This window comes from Actinoplanes sp. L3-i22, from assembly GCF_019704555.1.
In the GTDB taxonomy this organism is placed as follows: Bacteria; Actinomycetota; Actinomycetes; order Mycobacteriales; family Micromonosporaceae; genus Actinoplanes.
On record NZ_AP024745.1, the window covers coordinates 839,509 to 864,574 of the forward strand.

The following is a 25,066-nucleotide window of genomic DNA, read 5'->3' on the forward strand; positions in this document are numbered from 1 at the left end:
CGGCCGGACTAAGCTGTGAGACGCACCCCCGCCTGTCTGGGCGACCGGGGTCGTTCGTCGTGCCCTCAGGGGGTCTTCCGCCCATGCAACTCTCCGGTCTGATTCCGGCCGCCCTGCGCGACCGTGGCCTCGCCCGGGCCCGTGACCTGGCGGCCAAAGGGTTCGTCGACTCCGACTCGATGGACCTCACCGCGCCCGTCTCGCTCCGCCCGTTCGTCGTGGCCACCGTGGCCGGCCCGGGTGACATCGGCGGCGCCCAGCGCCCGGTGCTCGCGGTCACCGCGACCTCCCGCGAGGCCGACGACCTGGCCGACGCGCTCGGCTGCCTGATCGACCCGGACCGGGTGGCCGTCTACCCGTCCTGGGAGACGCTGCCGCACGAGCGGCTCTCGCCCCGCTCGGACACCGTCGGCAAGCGGCTGGCCGTGCTGCGCCGGCTCGCCCACCCCGGTGACCGGCAGCCGCTCCAGGTGGTCGTGGCGCCGGTCCGGTCGCTGCTGCAGCCGCAGCTCAAGGGCCTCGGCGACCTGGAGCCGGTGGAGCTGGTGACCGGCCGGGAGGCGGAGCTGGAGGAGACCGCGCGGCGGCTCTCCGACATGGCGTACGCCCGGGTCGACCTGGTCACCAAGCGCGGCGAGTTCGCCGTGCGCGGCGGCATCCTGGACGTGTTCCCGCCCACCGACGAGCACCCGTCCCGGGTCGAGTTCTGGGGCGACGAGGTCGAGGAGATCCGCACCTTCGCGGTCGCCGACCAGCGCACCATCGAGCAGGTCCAGCGACTGTGGGCGCCGCCGTGCCGGGAACTGCTGCTCACCCCGGCGGTGCGGGCCAAGGCGCTGGAACTGGCGGCGGCGCACCCGGAGCTCGCCGAGATCCTCGACAAGCTGGCCGAGGGCATCCCGGTCGAGGGGATGGAGTCGCTGGCCCCGGCCCTGCTGGACGGGACCGGCAGCATGGAGCTGCTGGTCGACTGCATGCCGGCGGGCACCCATGTGCTGCTCTGCGACCCCGAGCGGATCCGGACCCGGGCGCATGACCTGACCCGTACGTCGAATGAGTTTCTCGAGGCCTCCTGGGCCGCGGCCGCCGTCGGCGGCCAGGCGCCGATCGACGTCGGCGCCGTCGCCTTCCGCAGCCTGGCCGACGTCCGCGCGCACGCCGCCACGCTGAGCCAGCCGTGGTGGACGATCTCGCCGTTCGGCCTGGCCGAGGCGGACGCCGCGGCCACCGAAGCCCTGCCGTGGGAGGACGCGGCGAGCGTGCAGGTCGCGCCGGACACCGGGGACGCGGTCGCGCTGGCCGCCCAGGCGGTCCCGCTCTACCACGGTGACACCGCCAAGCTGGCCGGCGACCTGGCCGGCTGGGCGGCCGCGGGCTGGGCGATCGCGCTGGTCTTCGAGGGCAAGGGGACCGCGCAGCGGGCCACCGAGCTGCTCCGCGACGCGGGCCTCGGGATCACCCCGGTCGACTCGATCAGCGAGCCGATCACCGGCGGGCAGGTCCTGGTCACCTGCGGTGGGCTGAACCACGGGTTCGTCGACGAGGCGTCCCGGCTCGCGGTGATCACCGGCAACGACATCTCCGGCGGCCGGGGCGCGTCCACCAAGGACATGCGCAAGCTGCCGGCCCGCCGGCGCAACACGATCGACCCGCTCGAACTGAAGATGGGCGACTTCGTGGTGCACGAGCAGCACGGCATCGGCCGCTACATCGAGCTGGTGCAGCGCACGGTCAACGGCGCCGACCGGGAGTACCTGGTCCTGGAGTACGCCGCGTCCAAGCGGGGCCAGCCCGGCGACCGGCTCTACGTCCCCACCGACCAGCTCGACCAGCTCTCCCGGTACGTCGGCGGCGAGTCGCCCACGCTGCACAAGATGGGCGGCGCCGACTGGCAGAAGAGCAAGGCCCGGGCGAAGAAGGCGGTCAAGGAGATCGCCGCGCAGCTGATCCAGCTGTACGCCGCCCGGCAGGCTTCCAAGGGCCACTCGTTCGGGCCGGACACGCCCTGGCAGCGCGAGCTGGAGGACGCGTTCCCGTACACCGAGACGCCGGACCAGATGGCCGCGATCATCGAGGTCAAGCACGACATGGAACTGCAGGTCCCGATGGACAGGCTGATCTGCGGCGACGTCGGCTACGGCAAGACCGAGATCGCGGTCCGCGCGGCGTTCAAGGCGGTGCAGGACGGCCGGCAGGTAGCGGTCCTGGTGCCGACGACCCTGCTCGCCCAGCAGCACTTCAACACGTTCACCGAGCGGATGAGCCAGTTCCCGGTGCAGATCCGGCAGCTGTCCCGGTTCCAGACGCCGAAGGAGGCCGCGCTCGCCCTGGAGCAGGCCGCCGGGGGCACCGCGGACATCGTGATCGGCACGCACCGGCTGCTGGCCAAGTCCACCAAGTTCAAGAACCTCGGCCTGATCATCGTGGACGAGGAGCAGCGGTTCGGCGTCGAGCACAAGGAGCAGCTCAAGGCACTGCGCGCGTCGGTGGACGTGCTGACCATGTCGGCCACCCCGATCCCGCGGACCCTGGAGATGGCGATCACCGGCATCCGGGAGATGTCGACCATCGCGACGCCGCCGGAGGAGCGTCACCCGGTGCTGACGTACGTCGGCGCCCAGGACGACAAGCAGGTGGCCGCGTCCATCCACCGTGAGCTGCTCCGCGACGGCCAGGTCTTCTACCTGCACAACCGGGTCGAGTCGATCGACCGGGCGGCGCGCCGGCTGCGCGAGCTGGTGCCCGAGGCGCGGATCGCGGTGGCGCACGGGCAGATGAGCGAGGAGCAGCTGGAGAAGGTGATGGTCGGCTTCTGGGAGAAGGAGTACGACGTCCTGGTCTGCACCACGATCGTCGAGTCCGGCATCGACATCCCGAACGCCAACACCCTGATCGTCGAGCGGGCCGACCTGCTCGGCCTGTCCCAGCTGCACCAGATCCGCGGCCGGGTCGGCCGGGGCCGCGAGCGGGCGTACGCGTACTTCCTCTACCCCCGGGAGAAGCCGCTCACCGAGCACGCCCACGAGCGGCTGGCCACCATCGCCCAGCACACCGAGCTCGGCGCCGGCATGTACGTGGCGATGAAGGACCTGGAGATCCGCGGCGCCGGCAACCTGCTCGGCGGCGAGCAGTCCGGCCACATCGAGGGCGTCGGCTTCGACCTGTACGTGCGGATGGTCGGCGAGGCGGTCAGCGCGTTCAAGGGCGAGCGCCCCGACGAGGAAGCGCCCGAGGTCAAGATCGACCTCCCGATCGACGCGCACCTGCCGACCGAGTACATCGCGGTCGAGCGGCTGCGGCTGGAGATGTACCGCAAGCTCGCCGAGGCCCGCGACGACGCGCGGCTGGAGGAGGTCATCGCCGAGATGACCGACCGGTACGGCGAGCCGACCGCCCCGGTGGTCAACCTGATCGCGGTCGCCCGGTTCCGTCAGCTGGCCCGGGCGTACGGCCTGACCGACGTCTCGATGCAGGGCAAGCACATCCGCTTCTCGCCGCTGAGCCTGCTGGACTCGAAGCAGATGCGGCTCAAGCGCTATCACCCGGACTCGGTCTACAAGACGGCGAACGACCAGGTCAGCGTCCCGCGCCCGGCGACCCGGCGGGTGGGCGGCGAGCCGCTGCGGGATCAGGCGCTGCTGCAGTGGTGCGGCCAGCTGCTGAAGGACGTCCTCGGCGACGCGCCGGTCCCGGCCCGGGTGTGACGGATCACATTGATCGTGAGAAGGTGTTGACCATGCAGCGTAGCCGCCGACTCGCATCCATGGCCGTCGTCGCGTGTGTCGCGGTGACCGGTCTGTCCGCCTGCCGCTCGGAATCGTCCGTGGCCGCCTACATCGGCGACACCCGGATCACCGAGACGCGGGTCCAGGCGGTCTGGGACGACGCCCAGACCGCGCTGAACGGCGCCACCGCCATGCCGATCACCCGGACCGACGTCGTCAACGTGCTGGTCGGCGCGGACCTGATGAAGCGGGTCGCGGCCCGGCACCAGGCGGAGATGCCGCCGAACCTGCCGTTCGACGAGTTCGCCACCCGGCTCCGGCTGCCCGCCAAGGCCGAGTACGTGCGGCTCTACACGCAGTACTACGCGCTGCTCTACGCGGTCGAGCAGTCGATCACCGCGCCGGCCGCGCTCACCGACGCCGATCTCCAGGACGCCTTCCAGCGGCTCAACGCGAACAACGCGCTGCAGGAGGGCACCACCTTCGACGCGTTCAAGAGCACCCTGCCGGCCGCCGTGACGAAGGACCTGCAGTCCGCGGTCGCCGCGCGCAACGAGGTGCACGAGGTGGCCGGTCCGCTGGACGTCACCGTCAACCCCCGTTACCTGCCGCTGGAGCTGGGCTTCTACGGCCTGCAGAACCAGCGGACCAAGTCGGTCTACCAGATCGTCGCGGCGCCGGTGGGCGACGACTCGGCCGTTCCGGTCTCCGACGTCTCTTGAGCGCCCGGATCGTTCTGCTGGTCACCTCGCCGCGGCTGCCGGCCGGGCTGCTGACCGCCGAGGCGTGGGACACCCTGCGCGCCGGCCCGGTCTTCGCGGCCGCCGAGTCCGAGCAGGCGATGGCGTTGCGGGTGGCCGGCGTGCCGGTGACCGTGCTGGACACCGACGCGCAGGGGCTGCTCGACGCGATCGGCGACGCGCCGCTCGCGGTCTGGCTGGCCGGGCCGCACGGCGATCAGCCGTTCGCCCGCCAGCTGGGGCTGCGGCTGGCCCGCGAGCCGGGGCTGGCCGAGCTGGAGCTGATGTACGGCAGCTGGGACCCGCCCGGCGCGCGCCTGCTGGACGCGGTCGCGGTGATGGATCGGCTGGTCTCGCCGGGTGGCGATCCGTGGAAACGGGCGCAGACCCACCGTACGCTCGCGCCTTATCTGTTAGAGGAAAGCTATGAGGCGTACGACGCGATCGAGCGCGACGACCTCGACGAGCTCCGCGAGGAGCTGGGCGACGTGCTGCTGCAGATCGTGCTGCACGCCCGCCTGGCCGAGGAGCTGCCGGACGGCCGGGCGTGGAACGTCGACGACGTCGCCGGGATCCTGGTGGAGAAGATGATCCGCCGCAATCCGCACGTCTTCGCCGGTGAGCGCGTCGAGGACCTCGAGGAGATCACCGCGAACTGGGACCGGATCAAGCGCGAGGAGAAGTCGCGCGACTCCGTTCTGGACGGTGTCGCGCTGAGCCAGCCGGCGCTCGCGCTGGCCGCGAAGATCCTGCAGCGGACCGCGCGGGGCGGCCTGGACGTGCCGCTGCCGACCGGCGACGATCTCGGCGAGGCGCTGTTGCGGCTGGTCGCGGAGGCCCGCGAGGCGGGCCTCGACCCCGAGGGTCAACTGCGAAAAGCCACTTTGGCGTACGGCGAAGCCGTGCGCGCGGCGGAGGAAGCGGCGCCCGAGCCGGAAGCGACGGAAAAAGTCCGACCCTCCGAGTAGTTTTCTCGGCATGCCGGAGTTCGTACCGCTCGCCGAGCGCATCGCCGACGCTCTGCTGGAGAGCGACCCCGTGACGGCCCTCAACGCGGGGGACCATCGCTTCGACGACCGCCTGCCCGACTTCTCCGCCACCGCGGTCGAGGCCCGGGTCGCCATGCTGCGTGACGCCGCCGACGCGCTCAGCGGGGTCGACGCCGACGCCCTCGCCCCCGAGGAGCAGGTGGATCACGCCATCCTGAGCGCCCAGGTGGAACGGCGCCTGTTCGAGTTCACCGACGTGCGCGAGCACGAGTGGAACCCGTTGGAGCACAATCCCGGGCCGCTGCTGCACGGGTTGCTGTCCCGCCCGTTCGCGCCGCCCGCCGAGCGGCTGGCGAGCCTGCGCGGCCGGCTCGCCGCGCTGCCGGACGCGCTGGCCACCGCCCGGGCCGTGCTGCGGGACGTGCCGCGGGTCCACGCCGAGACCGCGGCCGGCCAGTTCACCGGCACGGCCGGGCTGATCCGCGACGAGGTGCCGGTGCTGCTGGCGCAGGAGCCGGGGCTGCGTGACGCGGTCGAGCCGGTCGCCGCGGCGGCGCTGGCGGCGCTCGGCGAGTTCGACGGCTGGCTGCGGCGGCAGCTGGAGACCGGCGAGCCCGGCCGTGACCCGCGGCTCGGCCGGCCCCTGTGGGAGGCCCGGCTCTGGCACACGCTGGACACCGAGCTCTCCGCCGCCGAGGTGCTCTCCCGCGCCCGGGCGAATCTGGACCGGGTCGGCGAGGAGCTGCGGGCCCTCGCTGCCGAGATGGTCGGTGGCCCGGCCGACGACGCGACCGTGCGCCGCGCGCTGGACTCGATCGCCGAGCGGCACCCGGACAACACCACGATCGTCGGCCTGGCCAAGGGCACGATGGACGAGGCGATCGAGTTCGTCCGGCGGCACGACATCGTGTCGCTGGTGGACGATCCGTGCGTGATCGAGGAGATGCCGGAGTTCGCCCGCGGCGTCGCGGTGGCCTATTGCGACCCGCCCGGGCCGCTGGAGACCGCGGACGTGCCGACGTTCTACTGCATCGCGCCGGCCCCGGCCGGCTGGCCGGCCGAGCGGGTCCGCAGCTTCTACCGGGAGTACAACGACGAGATGATCCGGAACCTCACGGTCCACGAGGCGATGCCGGGTCACTTCCTGCAGCTGGCGCACGCCCGGCGGTTCCGGGGGAGCAGCCCGGTGCGGGCGCTGGGCTGGTCCGGGCCGTTCGTCGAGGGCTGGGCGGTCTACGCCGAGGAGGTGATGGCCGGCCTCGGCTTCGGCGGGGCACCGGTCCGGCTGCAGCAGCTCAAGATGCAGCTGCGGATGAGCCTGAACGCGATCATCGACCAGTTGGTGCACTGCGACGGGCTGGCCGAGGCCGAGGCGATGGAGCTGATGACCGGGCGTGGCTTCCAGGAGGAGGGCGAGGCCGCCGGGAAGTGGCGTCGCGCGCTGCTCACCTCGACCCAGCTGTCGACGTACTTCGTGGGCTGGACCGAGATCGCGGCGATCGCGGCGGCCCGCCCGTTCGGCGCGACCCCGAAGGCCTGGCACGACGCGATGCTCGCGCACGGGTCGCCGCCGCCGCGTCACCTGCGGGGGCTGCTCGGGGTCTGAGCGGCGGCCGGGAAAGCATTCACGGAAAGCCGCCGGGCCGGGATAATGGAATTGTTCGTCTGCCGTTTGTTCAGGCCGACTCGGCGGTTTTGGTACGCATCAGCAGTTGATGCCGCATGACATAACGTCGAATGATCTTCGCGTCCGACTCCGACGGGTCGTAGAGGGCCACCATCTCGACCGACAACGGCCCCCGGACCGGCACCTGCTGGCGCATCGCGCTGGCCTTGGTCACCGTGCCGGTCACCTCCACCACGTCCGGTCCGAGCTGGGCCCGGAGCGCCACCTCGTGACCCGGCCGCACCTCGACGTCGGTGAAGTGGGCGCGTACCGACCGCTCGCTGATGTCGTGGATCCAGCCGATGATGTCCGGGTGGCCGGACCGGGTCATCACGATCGGCTCACCGCCGCCGCCGCGCACGTAGAGCCGGTTCTGGGTGATCTCCGGATCGCCCACGAAACGCAGGTCGACCCGGTTCTCGTCGATCGCGGCCACCGCGGCGGCCACCTGGTAACGGCCGCGCGGCGCGGCCGACCAGCGCAGGGTCACCGTGGAGCCGATCAGCGGCACGTGGGCACGGGGAAGCGAGACGGTCACGGCCGCGGGGGTGGCGGTCACGACCCGGACGCCGGGGTGGATATCGCCACCGGCCTCCATCTCGACGCGTGAGCCGTCCTCGGGAAACAGGCTGCTGCTCATAGTGCCCACTGTTTCGGCAGGCCGGGCGCGGTTGTGAGACATACCGGCCGGTGAAGTTGGGCGGGCGGCCGAACGCGCGGCCGGTCGGCTCGATACGCTCACAGGCGTGGTCGGCCCGCAGGGTCGCGGACCGAAACGGTATTCGTACAACGCTTAGGGAGCGACACCACAAATGGCCACCATTGAAGCGATCGTCGCCCGCGAGATCCTGGATTCCCGGGGCAACCCGACCGTCGAGGTCGAGGTCGGCCTGGACGACGGCACCGTCGGCCGCGCCGCGGTTCCGTCCGGCGCCTCCACCGGCGCGTTCGAGGCCCACGAGCTGCGTGACGGCGACAAGGGCCGGTACCTCGGCAAAGGCGTCGAGAAGGCGGTCGCCAACATCGAGGACAAGATCGCCGACGAGCTGATCGGTTACGAGGCGAGCGAGCAGCGCCTGATCGACCAGAAGATGCTCGACCTGGACGGCACCGACACCAAGGCGGAGCTGGGCGCCAACGCGATCCTGGGCGTCTCGCTGGCCGTCGCGAAGGCCGCCGCGCTCTCCGCCGAGCTCCCGCTGTTCCGCTACATCGGCGGCCCGAACGCCGCGCTGCTGCCGGTTCCGATGATGAACATCGTGAACGGTGGCGCCCACGCCGACTCGAACGTCGACGTGCAGGAGTTCATGATCGCCCCGATCGGCGCGCCGACCTTCCGCGAGGCGCTGCGTACCGGCGCCGAGGTCTACCACGCGCTGAAGTCGGTCCTGAAGAAGAAGGGCCTCTCCACCGGCCTGGGCGACGAGGGCGGCTTCGCGCCGAACCTGCCGGCCAACGCCGCCGCGCTGGACCTGATCGCGGAGGCCGTCGAGGCCGCCGGCTTCTCCCTGGGCAGCGACATCGTGCTGGCCATGGACGTCGCCGCGACCGAGTTCTACAAGGACGGGGCGTACGTTTTCGAGGGCTCCCCGAAGTCGACCGACGAGATGATCGCGTACTACGCGAAGCTCGCCGCCGACTACCCGATCGTCTCCATCGAGGACCCGCTGGCCGAGGACGACTGGGCCGGCTGGAGCGCGATGACCGAGGAGCTCGGCACCAAGATCCAGATCGTCGGCGACGACCTGTTCGTCACCAACCCGCAGCGCATCGCCCGCGGCATCGCCGAGGCGGCCGGCAACGCGGTCCTGGTCAAGGTGAACCAGATCGGCTCGGTCACCGAGACGCTGGACGCCGTGGACCTGGCCCACCGGGCCGGTTTCAAGACGATGATGTCGCACCGCTCCGGTGAGACCGAGGACACCACGATCGCCGACCTCGCGGTCGCGGTCGGCTCCGGCCAGATCAAGACCGGCGCACCGGCCCGTTCGGACCGGGTCGCCAAGTACAACCAGCTGCTGCGCATCGAGGAGCAGCTGGAGAGCGCCGCGCGGTACGCCGGCGCGGGTGCGTTCCCGCGTTACCGGGTCGGCTAAGACCCGAGCGACAATCATGGTGTGTGGCACCCGACCCCGTTCGGGTGCCACAATCCGTGACGGTCGTGGGGAGGGGTGGAGATGACACAGCGTCGCATGCCGAGCGGTCAGGGCCCGTCCCGTCGTTCGGGTGGCGCGAGTGGCCGCCCCGGCACGTCCCGCACGCGTGACACCGGTGCGATCCGGATCGAGGCCCGCCCGACCGTCCGGGTGCCGACGTCGCGCACCGCGCGGCCGACCGGCTCCCGCCGCACCTCGCAGTCCGGCGGCCCCAACGCCAAGCGGACCGAGGCGCCCCGCCCCCGCGCGCTGACCGGCCGGGCCACCATCCTGCTCGCGGTCTTCGTGGTCCTGGCCCTGGCCTACACGTACCCCATCCGGGTGTACCTGCAGCAGGAGTCGGAGATCGCCCAGCTGGAGCGGGCCCAGGCCGCGCAGCGCGCCGACATCGCGAAGACGGCCCAGGAGCTGGAGAAGTGGCGCGATCCGGAGTACATCCGGATCCAGGCCCGCAAGGAGCTCTACTACGTCCGTCGCGGCGAGGCGCCCCTGCTGGTCTTCGACGACCCGGGCGCCGCGGCCCGCGAATCCGACCAGAAAGCCCCGGCGGCCGTCCCGGACCGCTGGTACGACACGCTGTGGAACAGCGTCCGAGCCGCAGACGCGGAGCCCTCGAACTGATGGATGCACCAGACCCCGCCGATCTCGACATCGTGGCGGCCCAGCTCGGCCGCCCACCCCGCGGCACCCGGGCGATCGCGCACCGCTGCCCGTGCGGCAACCCGGACGTGGTGGAGACCGCCCCCAGGTTGGCCGACGGCACCCCGTTCCCCACGATGTACTACCTGACCTGTCCACACGCCACAGCCGCGTGCAGCCGGCTGGAGTCGGCCGGCGTGATGCGGGACATGCAGGAGCGCCTGAGCACCGATCCGGAGCTGGCGGCGCACTACGCGAAGGCGCATCAGGACTACCTGGACCGTCGCCAGGCCATCGACGACGTGCCGGAGATCCGTAACGTCTCGGCCGGCGGGATGCCGGACCGGGTGAAGTGCCTGCATGTCCATCTCGGTCACGCGCTCGCCGCGGGCCGCGGGGTGAACCCGTTCGGCGACGAGGTGCGGGACGCGGTCGAGCCGTGGTGGATCGACGGTCCCTGCGTCAAGCCGCAACCGGACGAATGATGATCCGGCGGGCCCGGACCGGGGACGTGCGGGCGATCCGGTCGCTGGTCGACACGTACACCACCGATCGCCGGCTGCTCAGCAAGGCGACCGTGACGCTCTTCGAGTCCGTCCAGGAGTTCTGGGTGGCTACCGACGAGGCGGACGGCTCGGTGGTCGGCTGCGGCGCCCTGCACGTGATGTGGGAGGACCTGGCGGAGATCCGCACGGTCGCGGTGCACCCGAGCCGGCGTGGCCAGCGGCTCGGTCACCAGATCGTCGCCGCGCTCCTCGATCAGGCCCGTGAGCTGGGCGTGCGCCGGGTCTTCTGCCTGACGTTCGAGACCCGGTTCTTCGGCTCGTTCGGGTTCACCGAGATCGACGGGGCGCCGGTGCCGCACGCCGTCTACGAGCAGCTGCTGCGGTCGTACGACGAGGGCGTCGCCGAGTTCCTGGACCTGGAACGGGTCAAGCCGAACACCCTGGGGAACACGAGAATGCTGCTGCACCTATGAGGGTCGCCGCCATCGACTGCGGGACCAACGCCGTCCGCCTGCTGATCGCGGACGTCGACGGCGACCGGCTGACCGACGTCGTGCGCACCATGGAGATCGTCCGCCTGGGCGAGGGCGTCGACCGGACCGGCATGCTGGCCCCCGCCGCGATCGAGCGCACCCGGGTGGCGCTGGTCGGCTACGCCGCCGAAATTGCGAGATCAAAAGCGGTCGCCGTACGGATGTGTGCCACCTCCGCCTCGCGCGACGCGTCCAACGCGCAGGACTTCCGGGACATGGTCCGCGGCGTCCTCGGCGTCGACCCGGAGGTGATCACCGGCGAGGAGGAGGCCACGCTCTCCTTCCTCGGCGCGGTCAAGGGCCTGACCGCCCCGGGCCCGTTCCTGGTGTTCGACCTCGGCGGCGGCTCCACCGAGTTCGTCACCGGCACGGACACCGTCGAGCGGGCCCTCTCGGTCGACATCGGCTGTGTCCGGATGACCGAGCGGCACCTGCACTCCGACCCGCCCGGCGCCGAGGAACTGGCGGCCGCGACGAAGGACGTGACGGCGGCCGTCGACACGGCTCTCGCGGCCGTTTCCGGCCCGTCGGCGCGCACCCTGGTCGGGCTGGCCGGGACGGTCACCACGGTCGCGGCGCTGGCGCACGACCTGCCGGAATACGACTCGGACCGGATCCACCACAGCGAGATCAGCCGCGCGGCGGTCGACCGGGTCACCGCCGAGCTGCTGGCGATGACCGTCGAGCAGCGGCTGGCCCTGCCGGTGATGCACCCGGGCCGGGCCGACGTGATCGGCGCGGGCGCGCTGATCATGCGGATCATCATGGAGCGCTCGGGCCACGACACCGTGATCGCCTCGGAGCACGACATCCTGGACGGCATCGCGTTCGGCTTGGCCGCGAGCTGAGTCAAGCAACCCTGGTTGTGGCCTGAACGGGCAGCTCTTCGCCCCCGTTCGGCCAGTTTTCGCTGCCCGTGCGTGGCCCGCCCGCACACGCCGTGTGATTTTCCCAGCAAAGTCACAGCGCTTCCTGAGCATTTTCCGATAACCCCAGCTAGAACGGGGTCGCGCGACACTCCCACCGGTCGTTATTCTCGCCTGCCAAACGACCGGACGCAGTTCGTCCGCGAAAGGAATCATCGATGTCTAACCCGGTTGAGCCGGTTCCCGGCGGCCAGGCCTTCCCCCCGCCGAACGCGGGCGGCGCCGCATACCCGCCGCCGAACGCCGGCGCTCCGGGTGCGTACCCGCCGCCGAACGCCGGTGCCCCCGGCGCGTACCCGGCCCCCGGCGCCTACCCGCCGCCCGGTGCCGCGGGCTTCCCGCCGCCGGCCCCGGTCGGCCCGCCGGCCAAGTCCGGTGGCGCCGGCAAGAAGGCCCTCAGCATCCTCGGCGTGATCGCGATCGCCGTGGTGTTCGGCGTGATCAAGTTCGGCGTGCTCTCGGCGTTCGGTGGGGGCGACCCGACCAAGGACGCCAAGGTCGGCGACTGCATCTCGGTCAGCGACAAGCTCTCCGACAAGGAGACCGAGACCGAGGCCGACATCGTCGACTGCGGCGACTCGAAGGCCAAGTTCGTGGTCGTCGGCCGGGTCGCCGGCATCAGCGACGTGAACAGCACCGCGTGTGACACCTACTTCACCGAGGCGGACAAGGACCCGGCGATCCTGTCGAGCCCGTCCGGCGCCAAGGACAAGTACCTGCTCTGCGTGAAGTCGCCGAAGTAACAAGTGCTCGATCGGGGGCGGCGTTCCGGGCCTGGGACGCCGCCCCCGGTTGCATCCCGGCGCGGCGGAGATGTTGTGCTGAGCGGGTGCAACCGTCCGAGTCCTCACCGCGTACCCCTCAGGGGGTTGTCGCACAGGCGGCCGAGGCCGCCTCGCTGAGCGTGCTCGACGCCCGCATCGCGGATTGTTTTGCCTGTTCACGGCTGGTCGAGTGGCGCACCGAGGTGGCCCGGGTCAAGCGGGCGTCGTTCCGCGACCAGGACTATTGGGGCCGCCCGCTACCGGGCTTCGGCCCGGCCGGCGCCTCGATCGCGATCCTCGGCCTGGCCCCCGCCGCGCACGGCGGCAACCGCACCGGCCGGATGTTCACCGGCGACCGCTCCGGCGACGTGCTGTTCGCCGCCCTGCACCGGGCCGGCCTGGCCAACCAGCCGACCAGCGTCGCCGCCGACGACGGCCTCGAGCTGCGGCACACCCGGATCTTCGCGGCGGTGCGGTGCGCGCCGCCGGACAACAAGCCCACGCCGGCCGAGCGCGACACCTGCGCCCCCTGGGTCCGCCGCGAGCTGGAACTGATCAAACCCACCCTGCGGGCGGTGGTCACCCTGGGTGCCTTCGCCTGGGCCGCCTGGTGGCCGGCGATGCGATCGGCGTACGGCGTGAAGCCCCCCGTCCCGCGTCCGAAATTCGGGCACGGCGCCGAGGTCCACCTGCCCGGCGTGCCCCCGGTGCTCGGCTGTTTCCACGTCAGTCAGCAGAACACCTTCACCGGCCGGCTCACCCCCGACATGCTCGACGTGGTGTTCACACGTGCCAAGGCTCTGGCGGGCCTGGCATGATGCGCCTGTCCGAATCCCGCTTCGAGTCACGGATCTGATCTAGCCCGCATGGACCTCGCACAACTGCGCCGCTGGTGGCCGCTGGTCGCCGTCATCGGGCTGCTCTTCGTGACCTCGCTGGCCGCCACCCGCTCGGCGCCCCAGCTGGACCGGATCACCCCGACGTCGACCACGCCGACCACGCAGGCCCCCCTGCTGCCACCGACCCCGAACCCGTCCGCGATCCCGCCGACCGAGACCCCGGTCGAGGCCGCCCGTGGCCTGCCCGACTGGCTCGGCACGCTGACCACGGTCCTGCTCGCGTTCCTGGTGGTCGCGATGGTGATCGTGCTGGTCTTCGCGCTGCTGCGCGATGCCAACCGCCGCCGGAAGAACCGCACCGGCCGCCGGGGCCCGCGCCGCGCCGCGAACACCGCGGAGGACCTGGTCGCCGCGCTGGACGCGGGCCTGGAGGAGCTCTCCGACACCGACCGTGACCCGCGCCGCGCGGTGATCGCCTGCTGGGTGCGCCTGGAGCAGGCGGCCGCCGAGGCCGGCACCCCGCGGCACCCCGGCGACAGCCCGACCGACCTGATCAGCCGGCTGCTCGCCGAGCAGCGGGTGGACGCGGCCGTGCTGGCCGCGCTGATGGAGGTGTACCGGGAGGCCCGGTACGCCACGCACACCGTCGACGACCAGATGCGCCAGCAGGCCCGGTATGCCCTGGAGCGCCTGCGCGCCGACCTGGGAGCGGGGGTGTCATGAGCGACGGCGGGTTGAGCGATCTCTTCGAGATGACCGCGGCGCCGGTCCCGGCGTCGGTCCCGAAACCGAAGCGGCGCCGCTCCCCGGCCCTCCGGATCGCCGGCAACGTGGCCCTGGTCGCCGCGGCCACGGTCGTGGTGGTCGCCGCGCTGCGGGCCGGCTCGATCCACGTCTCGTTGCTGCTGGTGATCGCCCTGCTGGTCGGGTTGCGCCTGATCACGATGGCGGCCGCGGCGGTCCGGCCGCCCCGGGCGGTGCGCGGCGGGATCGGCGGCGGCAAGACGTCGGCCCGGACCGCTGACACGTTGCGTGCCACAGTCCGCCGCTGGGAGCGAACTCTGGACACGGCACACTCCGACTCGGACACCTATGCGCGTAACGTCTTGCCGGTGCTCGGCGAACTCGCGGACGAGCGGCTGCGGCTGCGGCACGGCATCACCCGGGCCGGTGACCCGCGCCGCGCCCGGGAATTGCTCGGCGAACCGGCTTGGGCGGTACTCTCCGACCCCGGCCGGCACGGGCTGAAGACGCGGGACCTGGAGACGTACGTACAAGCGATGGAACGACTGTGAGAAAGGTGCGCCGGTGACGCAGACAGGCGTACAGGCCATTCCCCCGTACGAGGTCGGGCGCCTGGCCGAGGCGGTGCTCGACGCCGTGAACACCGTCCTGGTCGGCAAGCGGGAGTCGCTCGAGCTGGTGCTGGCCGGCATCCTGGCGGGCGGGCACGTCCTGCTCGAGGACCTGCCCGGGCTCGGCAAGACGCTGACCGCACGTTCCTTCGCCCAGGCGCTGGGGCTCGACTTCCGGCGCCTGCAGTTCACCCCCGACCTGCTGCCGGCCGACGTGACCGGCTCGTTCCTCTACGACCAGCGCAAGGGCGACTTCGCGTTCCGGGCCGGCCCGGTCTTCACCAACATGCTGCTGGCCGACGAGATCAACCGGACCCCGCCGAAGACCCAGTCCGCCCTGCTCGAGGCGATGCAGGAGAAGCAGGTCTCGGTCGAGGGCGTGACCTACCGGCTGGACCCGCCGTTCCACGTGCTGGCGACGGCCAACCCGATCGAGTACGAGGGCACGTACCCGCTGCCCGAGGCCCAGCTCGACCGGTTCCTGCTCCGGGTGTCGTTCGGTTACCCGACCGCCGACGAGGAGTGGGAGGTCATGCGCCGCCGGATGTCGCGCCGCCAGGAGGAGTCCCAGCTGGCCCCGGTGGTGAACGCGCAGACCCTGCAGATCATGCAGGCCGCGCTGGAGTCGGTCGCGGTCGAGGACTCGATCGGCCGCTACATCGTCTCGCTGGCCGCCGCCACCCGCGAGCACAACGCGGTGCTGGTCGGCTCGTCGCCGCGTGGCTCGCTGGCCCTGCTGCTGCTGGCCCGGGCGCGGGCCGCGATGGCCGGGCGGGACTACGTCGTCCCCGAGGACGTCAAGGACGTCGCGGTGCCGGCGCTGGCCCACCGGATCACGCTGCGCCCGGAGATGTGGCTGCGCCAGGTGAACCCGGCGTTCGTGGTGCAGGAGGTGCTCAGCGCGGTGCCGGCCCCGGCCAGCGGAGCGCTTCCGACGTACGCGCGGCATGACTGAACCGGCCGCTCCGAGCTGGGCGCCGACCCGTGCGCTCGGCCGCTCGGTGCTGCTCACCGGCCTGCTGATGCTGCTCGGTGTGGCGCTCGGCCGGGTCGACCTGGTGCTGCTGGCCGCCCCGTTCGCGATCGGGGCGGCGCTGCACCTGCGCCGCCGGCCGGAGTCGGTGCCCGAGGTGACCATCACGGCCGACGAGACGCACCTGGTCGAGGGCGGGGCGGTGCAGGCCGGGCTGACCGTGGCCAACGCCGACGCGCTCGGGTACGACCTGGTCGTGGTCCGGACCCGGACGTCGCCGTGGCTGCGCCTGGAGCACGCCGACCGGCCGTTCGCGATCACCGTGCCGTCCGACGGCTGGGCCGCGATCGACCTGCCCGGCGAGGCGCTGCGCTGGGGCCGGCTGGACGTCGGCCCGGCCGCGGCCCGCGCCGCGGCCTGCGGCGGCCTGCTGGCCTGCCGCCCGGTGGTCACCCCGGCCCGTGGGGTCCGGGTCTACCCGGTCACCGAGCCGTTCAAGGCCACCGAGGCGATGCCGGCCGCGGCCGGTCTGGTCGGCGCGCACCGCTCGCGCCGGCTGGGCGAGGGCGGCGAGCTCGCCGGGGTGCGCCAGTTCGCCCCCGGTGACCGGCTGCGCCGGATCGACTGGCGGGTCTCGCTGCGCACCCGCGACCTGCACGTGGCGTCCACCCTCTCGGACCGGGACGCCGAGGTGCTGATCCTGCTCGACCTGCTCGGCGAGGTCGGCAAGTCCGGCGGGGTCGGCGGCAGCGCCTCGGTGCTGGACACCACGGTCCGCGCCGCCGCCGCGATCTCCGAGCACTACCTGCACCGCGGCGACCGGGTGTCGCTGCTGGAGTACGGCGCGACCGCCCGCCGCCTGCGCCCCGGCTCCGGCCGCCGGCAGTACCTGACGGTCCTGGAGTGGCTGCTCGACGTCCGGGCCGATCCGGTCGACGAGGAGTACGAGCCCGCCCTCGGCGCCCACCACATCTCGACGTCCGCGCTGGTCGCGGTGCTCACCCCGCTGCTCGACCCGCGCGCCGCGGACATGCTGGCCCAGCTCACCCAGGCCGGCCGGTTCGTGGTCGCGATCGACACGCTGCCCGAGGAGACCGCCCCGCCGGTCCGCAACCAGTGGACCCCGCTCGCCACCCGGCTGTGGCGGATCGAGCGGGAGAACGTGCTGGGCCGGCTCCGCGAGCACGGCGTTCCGGTGGTCACCTGGGCCGGCGCCGGCAGTCTCGACCTGGTGCTGCGCGACGTGGCCCGGATGGCCGCCGCGCCGAGGGGGCGCTGACATGCTGACCGGTCTGCTCCGGCGGCTCAGCCGGATCCCCACCGTGGTGCGCCGCGCCACCGTCGTGCCGGTGCTGGTGCGCTGCGGCATCGCGCTGGCCGGCCTGCTCGCCGTCGCGGTCGCCTGGCCGATCGGACTGGTGGCCAGCCAGTTCGTCGTGCCGCTGCTGGTGATCGCGGTCTGGCCGGCGCTCGCCCCGCGGGGCCGGGGCGCCACGTTCGCCGCGCTGGTCGTGGTGGCCGGCTGGTTGATCGACACGGCCGGTTACGACTCCCGGGTCGCGCTCTGGCGGGTCATCGCCATCGCCACCCTGCTCTATCTCGGTCACACACTCACCGCGCTGGCCGCCGTCCTGCCGTACGACGCGGTCGTCAACCTCGACGTGCCGGGCCTCTGGCTGGGCCGGGCACTGGTCGTCGTCCTGATCTCCGCGGTGCTGACGGTGCTCGCACTGGGCCTCACCGCAGATCTTGATGGTGGTGCGTTCCAATTGGCCACATTGGTGGGATTGGCTGCTGCGACGGGTGTGACAGTTCTTTTGGTCCGCCTTACCAGGCGTACCTGAATTTCGGGCAGTTTATGTGTCGTTGGACACTTGACTTTCAAGGTTGCGATGGTCACAGAACGACGCATGAACTGCCCTTAGCGAGCGACAATGGGTGGCGTGAATCCGCCGCGCATAGTCGTCGTAGGAGCTGGCCACGTCGGGCTGTACACGGCCCTTCGCCTCTCCAAGAAGCTGAACCGGAACCACGCCGAGGTCGTTGTCATCGACCCCGTGCCGCACATGACTTATCAGCCGTTCCTGCCCGAGGCAGCGGCCGGTAACATCTCGCCGCGCCACGCCGTTGTGCCGCTGCGCCGTGAGTTGAAGAAGTGCCGCATCGTTTCCGGTGAGGTCACCAAGGTCGAGCACGCCAACAAGACCGTGACCATTCAGCCGATCGACGGCCCGTCGTACGAGATGGCCTACGACCACATCATCGTGGCGCCCGGCTCGGTCTCGCGGACTCTCCCGATCCCCGGCCTCAGCGAGATGGGAATCGGCCTCAAGACCATCGGTGAGGCCATCTACCTGCGCAACCACATCCTCGACCGGCTCGACGTCGCCGCCGTGACGCCGGACCCGGAGGTGCGCAAGGCCTCGCTGAACTTCGTCTTCGTCGGCGGTGGCTTCGCCGGCATCGAGGCGCTCGCCGAGATGCAGGACGTGGTCGCCGACGCGCTGAAGTACTACCCGGAGCTGGACCCGAAGGAGGTCCACTTCATCCTGGTCGAGGCGACCAACCGGATCCTGCCCGAGGTCGGCCCGCAGATGGGTGCGTACGCCGCCCGTCAGCTCGCCGCCCGCGGCATCGACCTGCGGCTGGACACGTTCCTCAACTCCTGCGTCGACGGCCAGATCGAGCTCTCCGACGGCGGCTCGTTCCGCGCCGAGACCCTGGTCTGGACGGCCGGCGTCAAGCCGTCGCCGATGCTGCAGCAGACCGACCTGCCGCTCGGCCCGCGCGGGCACGTCAACTGCCTGCCCACCCTGCAGGTCGCGACGCTGGAGGGCGAGGTGCTCGAGGGCGCCTGGTCGGCCGGCGACTGCGCGCAGGTCCCCGACCTGACCAACCCGGGCGGCTGGTGCTCGCCGAGCGCCCAGCACGCGGTCCGGCAGGCCAAGGTGCTCGCCGACAACATCGCGCAGGTCGTCCTGGGCGGTGCCCCGAAGGAGTACCGGCACAAGCACGTCGGCGGCGTCGCCGGCCTGGGTCTGAACAAGGGTGTCGCGCACGTCTACGGCATCAAGGTCAAGGGCTACCCGGCCTGGCTGATGCACCGCTTCTACCACGTGAGCCGGATCCCGTCGTTCAACCGCAAGGTCCGGGTGCTGGCCGACTGGGTGCTCGCCTTCTTCCTCAAGCGGGAGACCGTGGCCCTCGGCCAGCTGCACCGTCCGCGCGAGGAGTTCATCGAGGTGACCCCGCCGGTCGCGCCGAAGCCGAAGGCCGAGGAGAAGACCGGCGACAAGGTCGTCTCCGGCTCCCGGTAGCCGTCAGGCCCTTCCCCGCTCCCGGGCGGCACCAGCTACGGTGTTCGCAGGCCCGCCCGGGTGGTGGAATGGCAGACACGGCCGCCTTAAAAGCGGCTGCCCTAACAGGCGTGCGGGTTCGAGACCCGCCCCGGGCACACGTAACGAAGCGGTCGCGACTCTCCGTCGCGGCCGCTCGTTTTTTGGGGCGTTTGTTGCCGACCGATTACCACTGACCCTGGTCCGGCACCCATGACAGTTGTCATTTTCAGCCTGCTCACAGCTTCCGGGAGCGGCAAGTCCGGCCAAGAGCGCTTACTCTGGAGCGACAGGCATTCTGACGTGCCAAGGGAGGCTGGACACAGTGAAGACTTCTAACCCGGTGCTCTCGCGCCTCGGCCAGGCGGCCGAGCGGGAGCGGACGGCCGGGTACGGGCCATACGGGCCGGCCGGCGCGGGTTACGGTCAGCCGGGCTACGGTCAGCCGTACCCGACCGCTGAGGGCTACCCCGCCGCCCCGCCCGCTGTGCAGCCGATGACGATCGACGACGTGGTCGTCAAGACCGTCACTCTGCTCGGCATCACCGGCATCTCCGCGGTCGCCGCGTGGAACCTCGTGCCCTACGACCTGACCCTCGCCGCCTGGATCGGCGCGGCCATGGTCGGCTTCGTGCTCGGCCTGGTCATCTCGTTCATGCGGATCGCGAACCCGGCACTCGTCATCGCCTACGCGGTGATCGAGGGCGTGTTCGTCGGCATGATCAGCAAGACCTACCAGAACATCCTGGGCTATGACGGCATCGTCCTACAGGCGGTGGTCGCCACCTTCGGCGTCTTCTTCCTGATGGCCGCGCTCTACAAGTCCCGCGTCATCCGCGCCACCCCGAAGTTCCAGCGCATCATGATCGGCGCCATCAGCGGCCTGGTCGCGATCATGCTGGTCAACTTCGTGCTGGCCCTGTTCGACGTCAACACCGGCCTGCGCGACAACGGCCCGCTCGGCTACATCTTCAGCCTGGTCTGCATCGTCGTCGCGTCGCTCAGCTTCATCCTGAGCTTCAACGAGATCGAGGAGGGCGTGCGCCAGGGCCTCCCGCGGAAATACTCGTGGACCGCGGCGTTCGGCATCCTGGTCGGCCTGGTGTGGCTCTACATCGAGATCCTGCGCCTGCTCAGCTATCTACAGGGCGACGACTGACGGTTCGTCGGTCAACGCCACCCGCAACGCCCGGCCCGCCTCCCCGCGGACCGGGCGTTGCCCCCAGCCTCAACACCAGCACCAGTTCCACCAGCTCCACCAGCACCGGATCCATCAGCGCCCGGCCCGCCTCGCGGACCGGGCGCTGCCGTTGTCACCCTTCGCCGCCGGCCTGCGCCTTTGCCCGCCCGGCCTGCGCTTTGCCCGATCAATTTCGGCCGTGCGGGTCGCTCTCCTGAAGATCAAATTCTTCATTGCCTATGCTGCGGCCAATAACTGATCGTCGCTCCCGCGGGGACCCTTCCGGGCTTCGCAGGGCGCTGGCGCGCCCAGAACGCAAAGCCCTCCAGGGCGACGTCCGAGGGTGGTTGCGGTTTCAAAGGACCCACGCCAGCCGGTTGCCGGGTCCGGGCCCATCCGCGGCTCGCGGTTTCGGCTGGCGATGAGGGCTGTTTCGGGGCTGGCAAGTGCCGTGACGATGATGGTTCAGAGGTGGGGTGGTGGGCGTGAGGATCGTGGGGGTTCGGGCGGGGGATTCCGGGTTCGGGCGGTTGGCGGAGCTCTTCGATGAGTACCGCGTTCACTACGGCGAGCGGGCCGAGCCCGGGCGGACCGGGGCCTGGCTTTCGGAGCAGTTGGGCGCGGGGCGGCTGCGGGCGGCCCTGGCGGTCGAGGACGGCGACGGCGTCGGCGACGGCGTCGGGGGCGGCGGCGGCGTCGGGTTCGTCACCAGCGCGGTGCTGCCGGCTTCGTTGCGGTTGGCGACGTTCTGGCTGGTCCGGGACCTGTTCGTGCGGCCCGGCCGGCGTCGGGGCGGTGCCGGGCGGGCGCTTCTCGATCATGTCGTCGCGGAGGCGAGCGCGGCCGGCGCGCTGCGGATCTCGTTGCAGACCGAGCCGGAGAACGGTCCCGCGCTCACCCTCTACGCCGCGGCCGGCTTCCGCACGGTCGACGGCCTGACCAGTCTCAGCCTGCCCCTGTCCGGCCCGGCCTGACCACGGGAGACCGAAAGGCGGGGCTGGGGGTGTGGGTCAGATCGTGTAGCGGAGGTCGTCGGCGGCCTTGGTGGCGCGGGCGAGCACCTCGTCGGGCGGGGTGGCGGCCAGGAGGTCGTCGGCGACTACGCGCAGCTGGTCGGGGAGGACCAGGTCGTGGAGGCGGGGGACCTCGCGGGACGGACGGTGCTCCGCTTCGGCGGCCAGGTCGGCGAGGCGCTGGACCAGGCCGTACGCAAAATCGGCCTTGGTCTTGTCGTTGATCTTCGCGGTCCATCGGGTCTCTTCCCAGTGTCGGACCTGGGTGAGGAGGCGGTCGATCGCCGTCGCGAAGTCGGACATTCGCCGAGCCTACCCGGCACCGGAACGGGCCCGGCGCCTGTGGGAGCGCCGGGCCCGTGGTGAAGGGTCGCGGGTGAAGAGCCGCACGTGTCACCAACCGCAGTTGAAGAGCCGCAGGTGGAGCGGAGCGGCCGACCAGCCCGCAGCGGCCAACCAACCGCGGCGTGGTGCCGCGGGGCCGGGCCGGAGTGAAGGGCTGCGGCCGGTCAGCTGAGGCGTTCGATGATCAGGGCCATGCCCTGGCCGCCGCCGACGCACATCGTCTCCAGGCCGATGCTCTTGTCGTGCCAGTCCAGGGAGTTGATCAGGGTGCCGGTGATGCGGGCGCCGGTCATGCCGAACGGGTGGCCGACCGCGATCGCGCCGCCGTTCACGTTCAGCTTGTCCAGCGGGATGCCCAGGTCCTGGTAGGACGGGATGACCTGGGCCGCGAACGCCTCGTTGATCTCGACCAGGTCGACGTCGTCGATGGTCATGCCGGCGCGCTTGAGCGCCTGCTTGGACGCCTCGACCGGGCCGAGGCCCATGATCTCCGGGGAGAGCGCGGTGACGCCGGTGGAGATGATCCGGGCGAGCGGGGTGATGCCCAGCTCCCGGGCCTTGGTGTCGCTCATGATCACGACCGCCGCGGCGCCGTCGTTGAGCGGGCAGCAGTTGCCGGCGGTGACCCGGCCGTCGGGGCGGAAGACCGGCTTGAGCCCGCCGACCGCGTCCATCGTGACACCGGCCCGGGGGCCGTCGTCCTTCGACACGACGGTGCCGTCGGGGAGGGTGACCGGGGTGATCTCGCGGGCCCAGAAGCCGTTCGCGATGGCCTTCTCGGCGAGGTTCTGCGACCGTACGCCGAATTCGTCCATCTCCTCCCGGGAGATGTTCTTGATCTGCGCCAGGTTCTCCGCGGTGTAGCCCATGCCGATGTAGATGTCCGGCGTCAGGTTGTCCGCGCGCGGGTCGTGCCAGGTGGTGCCACCCTTGGCGGTCTCGGCGGTGCGGGCCTGGGCGTCGGCGAAGTACGAGTTCTCCCAGCCGCCGCCGACCAGCGCCTGCGCGGCCGAGGGCAGGCCGTCGGAGCTGCCGCGGGCGAACCGGGACACGGTCTCCACGCCGGCCGAGACGAAGATGTCGCCCTCGCCCGCCTTGATCGCGTGGAACGCCATCCGGGTGGTCTGCAGCGACGACGAGCAGTAGCGCGTGATGGTGGCGCCGGGCAGGCCGTCCAGGCCCAGCTTGGTGGCGACCACGCGGGCCATGTTGAAGCCCTGCTCACCGCCGGGCAGGCCGCAACCGAGGTAGAGGTCCTCGATCAGCGTGCGGTCGAGCTGGGGCACCTTGTTGAGCGCGGCGTCGACGATGGTGGCGGTGAGATCGTCGGGGCGCAGATCCTTCAGCGAGCCCTTGTGGGCGCGGCCGATCGGGGAGCGGGCAGTGGCAACGATGACAGCTTCCGGCATCCGCTCAGTTTACCCATCGGTAACATGGTCGGAAGTGTGTATTCGTCACACCCCGGTCATGGCCGCCTTGGCCACCGCTGGGTAGAGCGCATGCGCCCAGACCCGGTTCCCGTCCGCGGACGGGTGGAAGCCGTCGTAGCAGAGCGTCCCGGCGTCGGCGCGGAACACCGCACCGGTCTCCGCCGCGAGATCGACCACCACGCCGCCGGCCTCGGCCACCGCCCGGGCCTGCGCCCGCGCGATCCGCCGGCCGAGCACCCCGGCGATCTGCCGCAGCGGCGGCGCCATCGAGCGCATCGCGCCCAGGTCGGGGCAGGTGCCGACGACCACCTGGACGCCGGCCGAGCGCAGCCGCCGGACCGCCTGGGCGAGGTGGCCGGCCGCCTCCTCCGGGGCGCGGGCGGTGGTGGCGTCCTGCGAGCCGATCAGGATCACCGCGACGTCCGGCCGGGTGCCGAGCATCGCCCGGGCCACCTGGGTGGCCAGGTCCGACGAGCGGGAGCCGGCCACGCCGACGCTGGAGAGCAGCACGTGCCGCTGGCCGGTCTCCGGAGTGCCGTCGGCGACGAGCCGGGCCAGCTGGCCGCCGACCGTGTCGGAGAGCCACTCGACGCCGACCCCGACCGCGGCCGAGTCGCCGAGCAGCACCAGCCGCAACGGTGGGGCACTGAGCGGGCCCATCGAGGTGCGCAGCGCGAGGCCCATGGTCGGCTTCGCGTAGCGGCGGGCCTTGGCGGCCAGCATCTCACCGGCGAGCAGGGCAGCTCCGCCCAGCGCACCGGCGAGCAGACTCGTGGCCGCGGCCTTGGTCAGACGTTCCGGCAGCCCAGCCATGTCCCGCCTCCTCGCGTCCCGCCGACTTCGATGATCCTTCTCGGCACTAGCCTACGGCCCGGACGGCATCTGGCGCGCTGCCCGGCTTTCCAGGGCCGAACCAGTGGCGGGACTCGCCGAACCAGGGATGCCGGCGCAACTGTGCCCACCGGCCGCCGGCCCGTGCCGGGCTGACCTCCGTCCCCGGCGCGCGGACCGCCTCGTCGGCGGCCTCGGGCAGGGAACGCATCCCCTCGGCGACCGGCACGGCGGGCCGGTCGTCGGCACCGAGAGCGGCCATCACCGTCGGCATCATCACGGCCGCGGCTCGTGCGTACCCTTCCGCGGACGGATGAAAACGATCGGAGCCGAACATCCGCGCCGGGTCGGCCTCGAACATCGGGCCGAGCAGGTTGCCGAGCGAGACCGTGCGCCCGCCGGCACCGACCACCGCGACGGTCTGCGCGGCGGCGAGCTGACGGCTCCAGCGCCGGGCCAGCCAGCGCAGCGGCGGCTTGATCGGCTGGATGGCGCCGATGTCCGGGCAGGTGCCGACGACCACCTTGCAGCCGGCCTCGCGCAGCCGGCGGACCGCGTCGGCGAGGTGCCGGACCGCCTCGGCGCGGGCCGAGACGTGGGTGACGTCGTTGCCGCCGATCAGGATGATCGCCAGCTCCGGCTGGTGCTCCAGCGCGGCGTCGACCTGCCAGGGGAGGCCGGACGAGACGCTGCCGACCACGGCGAACCGGCGCACGCTGACCGGCCGGTGCAGCCGGCGCGAGATCCCGGTGGCGAAGAGCGCGCCCGGGGTCTCCCGGGGGCGGTGCACGCCGTAGCCGGCCGCCGACGAGTCGCCGAGAATGACCAGGTTGACCGGTTTGCCGTGGAACTTCGCGCCGTAGACGCCGTCGCCGCGGGGCGGGGGCGCCTCGGCCATCGGGATGATCCGGCGCGCGTCGGCGGCCTGCCGCAGCAGGAGACCGGCCGAGATCGCGGTCACGCCGGCGAGCGCTCCGGTGAGCGAGCCGGCGATCAGGCCGGCCGAACGGATCCGCTGTCGATCCTCCGCGGTGAGTCCACGAAAGTGGGTACTGACAATGCTGTTCACAGTGTCCCTCGCTGTCGTCCGAAGGGAACCATCCGGCCCGGCTGGCTCTTCC

The 25,066-nt window shown here is 71.7% G+C and carries 24 protein-coding genes and 1 tRNA gene; 20 read left to right on the forward strand and 5 right to left on the reverse strand.

Annotated features, from left to right (window positions below):
• The first annotated feature begins 83 nt into the window (after positions 1–83).
• Genes mfd through L3i22_RS03960 form a run of 4 tightly spaced genes read left to right on the forward strand, consistent with a single transcriptional unit; the run spans position 84 to position 7,060 of the window.
• Entirely contained in the window at positions 84–3,704 is a 3,621-nt protein-coding gene (gene mfd, locus L3i22_RS03945) for a transcription-repair coupling factor (protein ID WP_221325637.1), read from the forward strand.
• Between the two features lie 32 nt (positions 3,705–3,736).
• Positions 3,737–4,447, forward strand: a complete 711-nt coding sequence (locus L3i22_RS03950) for a hypothetical protein (RefSeq protein ID WP_221325638.1) — start codon at positions 3,737–3,739, stop codon at positions 4,445–4,447.
• Complete coding sequence (locus L3i22_RS03955; protein WP_221325639.1) at positions 4,444–5,433, forward strand: nucleoside triphosphate pyrophosphohydrolase; 990 nt, start codon at positions 4,444–4,446, stop codon at positions 5,431–5,433. The genes L3i22_RS03950 and L3i22_RS03955 overlap by 4 nt, the downstream gene beginning before the upstream one ends.
• 10 nt (positions 5,434–5,443) lie before the next feature.
• Positions 5,444–7,060, forward strand: coding sequence for a DUF885 domain-containing protein (locus tag L3i22_RS03960; RefSeq protein ID WP_221325640.1), 1,617 nt, complete (start codon positions 5,444–5,446; stop codon positions 7,058–7,060).
• 70 nt (positions 7,061–7,130) lie between these two features.
• On the opposite strand, the gene L3i22_RS03965 is transcribed toward L3i22_RS03960, so the two are convergent.
• Entirely contained in the window at positions 7,131–7,760 is a 630-nt protein-coding gene (locus L3i22_RS03965) for a hypothetical protein (protein ID WP_221325641.1), read from the reverse strand.
• 172 nt (positions 7,761–7,932) lie between these two features.
• On the opposite strand from L3i22_RS03965, the gene eno reads away from it, so the two are divergent.
• The 16 genes from eno to L3i22_RS04045 all read left to right on the forward strand — a co-directional run bounded on the left by eno (position 7,933) and on the right by L3i22_RS04045 (position 21,300).
• Positions 7,933–9,216, forward strand: a complete 1,284-nt coding sequence (gene eno / locus L3i22_RS03970) for a phosphopyruvate hydratase (RefSeq protein ID WP_221325642.1) — start codon at positions 7,933–7,935, stop codon at positions 9,214–9,216.
• Between the two features lie 81 nt (positions 9,217–9,297).
• On the forward strand, positions 9,298–9,897 hold the full coding sequence (locus L3i22_RS03975; RefSeq protein ID WP_221325643.1) for a septum formation initiator family protein: 600 nt from the start codon (positions 9,298–9,300) through the stop codon (positions 9,895–9,897).
• On the forward strand, positions 9,897–10,400 hold the full coding sequence (locus L3i22_RS03980; RefSeq protein ID WP_221325644.1) for a DUF501 domain-containing protein: 504 nt from the start codon (positions 9,897–9,899) through the stop codon (positions 10,398–10,400). The genes L3i22_RS03975 and L3i22_RS03980 overlap by 1 nt, the downstream gene beginning before the upstream one ends.
• A complete protein-coding gene (locus L3i22_RS03985; protein ID WP_221325645.1) occupies positions 10,397–10,894 on the forward strand; it encodes an amino-acid N-acetyltransferase in 498 nt (165 codons plus the stop codon). Before L3i22_RS03980 ends, L3i22_RS03985 begins: the two co-directional genes overlap by 4 nt.
• Positions 10,891–11,802 carry a Ppx/GppA phosphatase family protein gene (locus L3i22_RS03990; RefSeq protein WP_221325646.1) on the forward strand — a complete coding sequence of 304 codons (912 nt, stop codon included), beginning with the start codon at positions 10,891–10,893 and terminating at the stop codon, positions 11,800–11,802. The genes L3i22_RS03985 and L3i22_RS03990 overlap by 4 nt, the downstream gene beginning before the upstream one ends.
• 236 nt (positions 11,803–12,038) lie before the next feature.
• Positions 12,039–12,623, forward strand: a complete 585-nt coding sequence (locus tag L3i22_RS03995) for a hypothetical protein (RefSeq protein ID WP_221325647.1) — start codon at positions 12,039–12,041, stop codon at positions 12,621–12,623.
• 86 nt (positions 12,624–12,709) lie between these two features.
• Positions 12,710–13,462, forward strand: a complete 753-nt coding sequence (locus tag L3i22_RS04000; RefSeq protein ID WP_221325648.1) for a uracil-DNA glycosylase — start codon at positions 12,710–12,712, stop codon at positions 13,460–13,462.
• Positions 13,463–13,510: 48 nt separating this feature from the next.
• A complete protein-coding gene (locus L3i22_RS04005; RefSeq protein ID WP_221325649.1) occupies positions 13,511–14,206 on the forward strand; it encodes a DUF4129 domain-containing protein in 696 nt (231 codons plus the stop codon).
• Positions 14,203–14,778, forward strand: coding sequence for a hypothetical protein (locus L3i22_RS04010; RefSeq protein WP_221325650.1), 576 nt, complete (start codon positions 14,203–14,205; stop codon positions 14,776–14,778). The genes L3i22_RS04005 and L3i22_RS04010 overlap by 4 nt, the downstream gene beginning before the upstream one ends.
• Positions 14,779–14,791: 13 nt before the next feature.
• Positions 14,792–15,793 (forward strand): MoxR family ATPase, encoded by a 1,002-nt coding sequence (locus tag L3i22_RS04015; RefSeq protein ID WP_221325651.1) that lies wholly within the window; start codon positions 14,792–14,794, stop codon positions 15,791–15,793.
• Positions 15,786–17,090: a DUF58 domain-containing protein gene (locus L3i22_RS04020; protein WP_221325652.1), complete on the forward strand. Its 1,305-nt coding sequence runs from the start codon at positions 15,786–15,788 to the stop codon at positions 17,088–17,090. Before L3i22_RS04015 ends, L3i22_RS04020 begins: the two co-directional genes overlap by 8 nt.
• 1 nt (position 17,091) lies before the next feature.
• Positions 17,092–17,655, forward strand: coding sequence for a hypothetical protein (locus tag L3i22_RS04025; protein ID WP_221325653.1), 564 nt, complete (start codon positions 17,092–17,094; stop codon positions 17,653–17,655).
• A gap of 99 nt (positions 17,656–17,754) precedes the next feature.
• Positions 17,755–19,128 (forward strand): NAD(P)/FAD-dependent oxidoreductase, encoded by a 1,374-nt coding sequence (locus L3i22_RS04030; RefSeq protein WP_221325654.1) that lies wholly within the window; start codon positions 17,755–17,757, stop codon positions 19,126–19,128.
• 54 nt (positions 19,129–19,182) lie between these two features.
• Positions 19,183–19,265 (forward strand) — tRNA-Leu (locus L3i22_RS04035).
• Between the two features lie 206 nt (positions 19,266–19,471).
• Entirely contained in the window at positions 19,472–20,305 is an 834-nt protein-coding gene (locus L3i22_RS04040; protein ID WP_221325655.1) for a Bax inhibitor-1/YccA family protein, read from the forward strand.
• A gap of 506 nt (positions 20,306–20,811) precedes the next feature.
• Positions 20,812–21,300, forward strand: coding sequence for a GNAT family N-acetyltransferase (locus L3i22_RS04045; protein WP_221325656.1), 489 nt, complete (start codon positions 20,812–20,814; stop codon positions 21,298–21,300).
• Positions 21,301–21,336: 36 nt separating this feature from the next.
• Here the strand turns inward: L3i22_RS04045 and L3i22_RS04050 are convergent, their stop codons facing one another.
• From L3i22_RS04050 to L3i22_RS04065, 4 genes are all read right to left on the reverse strand, one after another.
• The gene (locus L3i22_RS04050) at positions 21,337–21,642 is read right to left on the reverse strand and encodes a hypothetical protein (RefSeq protein WP_221325657.1); all 306 of its coding nucleotides are present in this window, start codon (positions 21,640–21,642) and stop codon (positions 21,337–21,339) included.
• A 206-nt stretch (positions 21,643–21,848) separates the two neighbouring features.
• Positions 21,849–23,093 carry an acetyl-CoA C-acetyltransferase gene (locus L3i22_RS04055; protein ID WP_221325658.1) on the reverse strand — a complete coding sequence of 415 codons (1,245 nt, stop codon included), beginning with the start codon at positions 23,091–23,093 and terminating at the stop codon, positions 21,849–21,851.
• Positions 23,094–23,138: 45 nt separating this feature from the next.
• Positions 23,139–23,927, reverse strand: a complete 789-nt coding sequence (locus L3i22_RS04060) for an SGNH/GDSL hydrolase family protein (protein WP_221325659.1) — start codon at positions 23,925–23,927, stop codon at positions 23,139–23,141.
• Between the two features lie 46 nt (positions 23,928–23,973).
• Positions 23,974–25,014 (reverse strand): SGNH/GDSL hydrolase family protein, encoded by a 1,041-nt coding sequence (locus L3i22_RS04065; RefSeq protein WP_221325660.1) that lies wholly within the window; start codon positions 25,012–25,014, stop codon positions 23,974–23,976.
• Positions 25,015–25,066 lie beyond the last annotated feature (52 nt).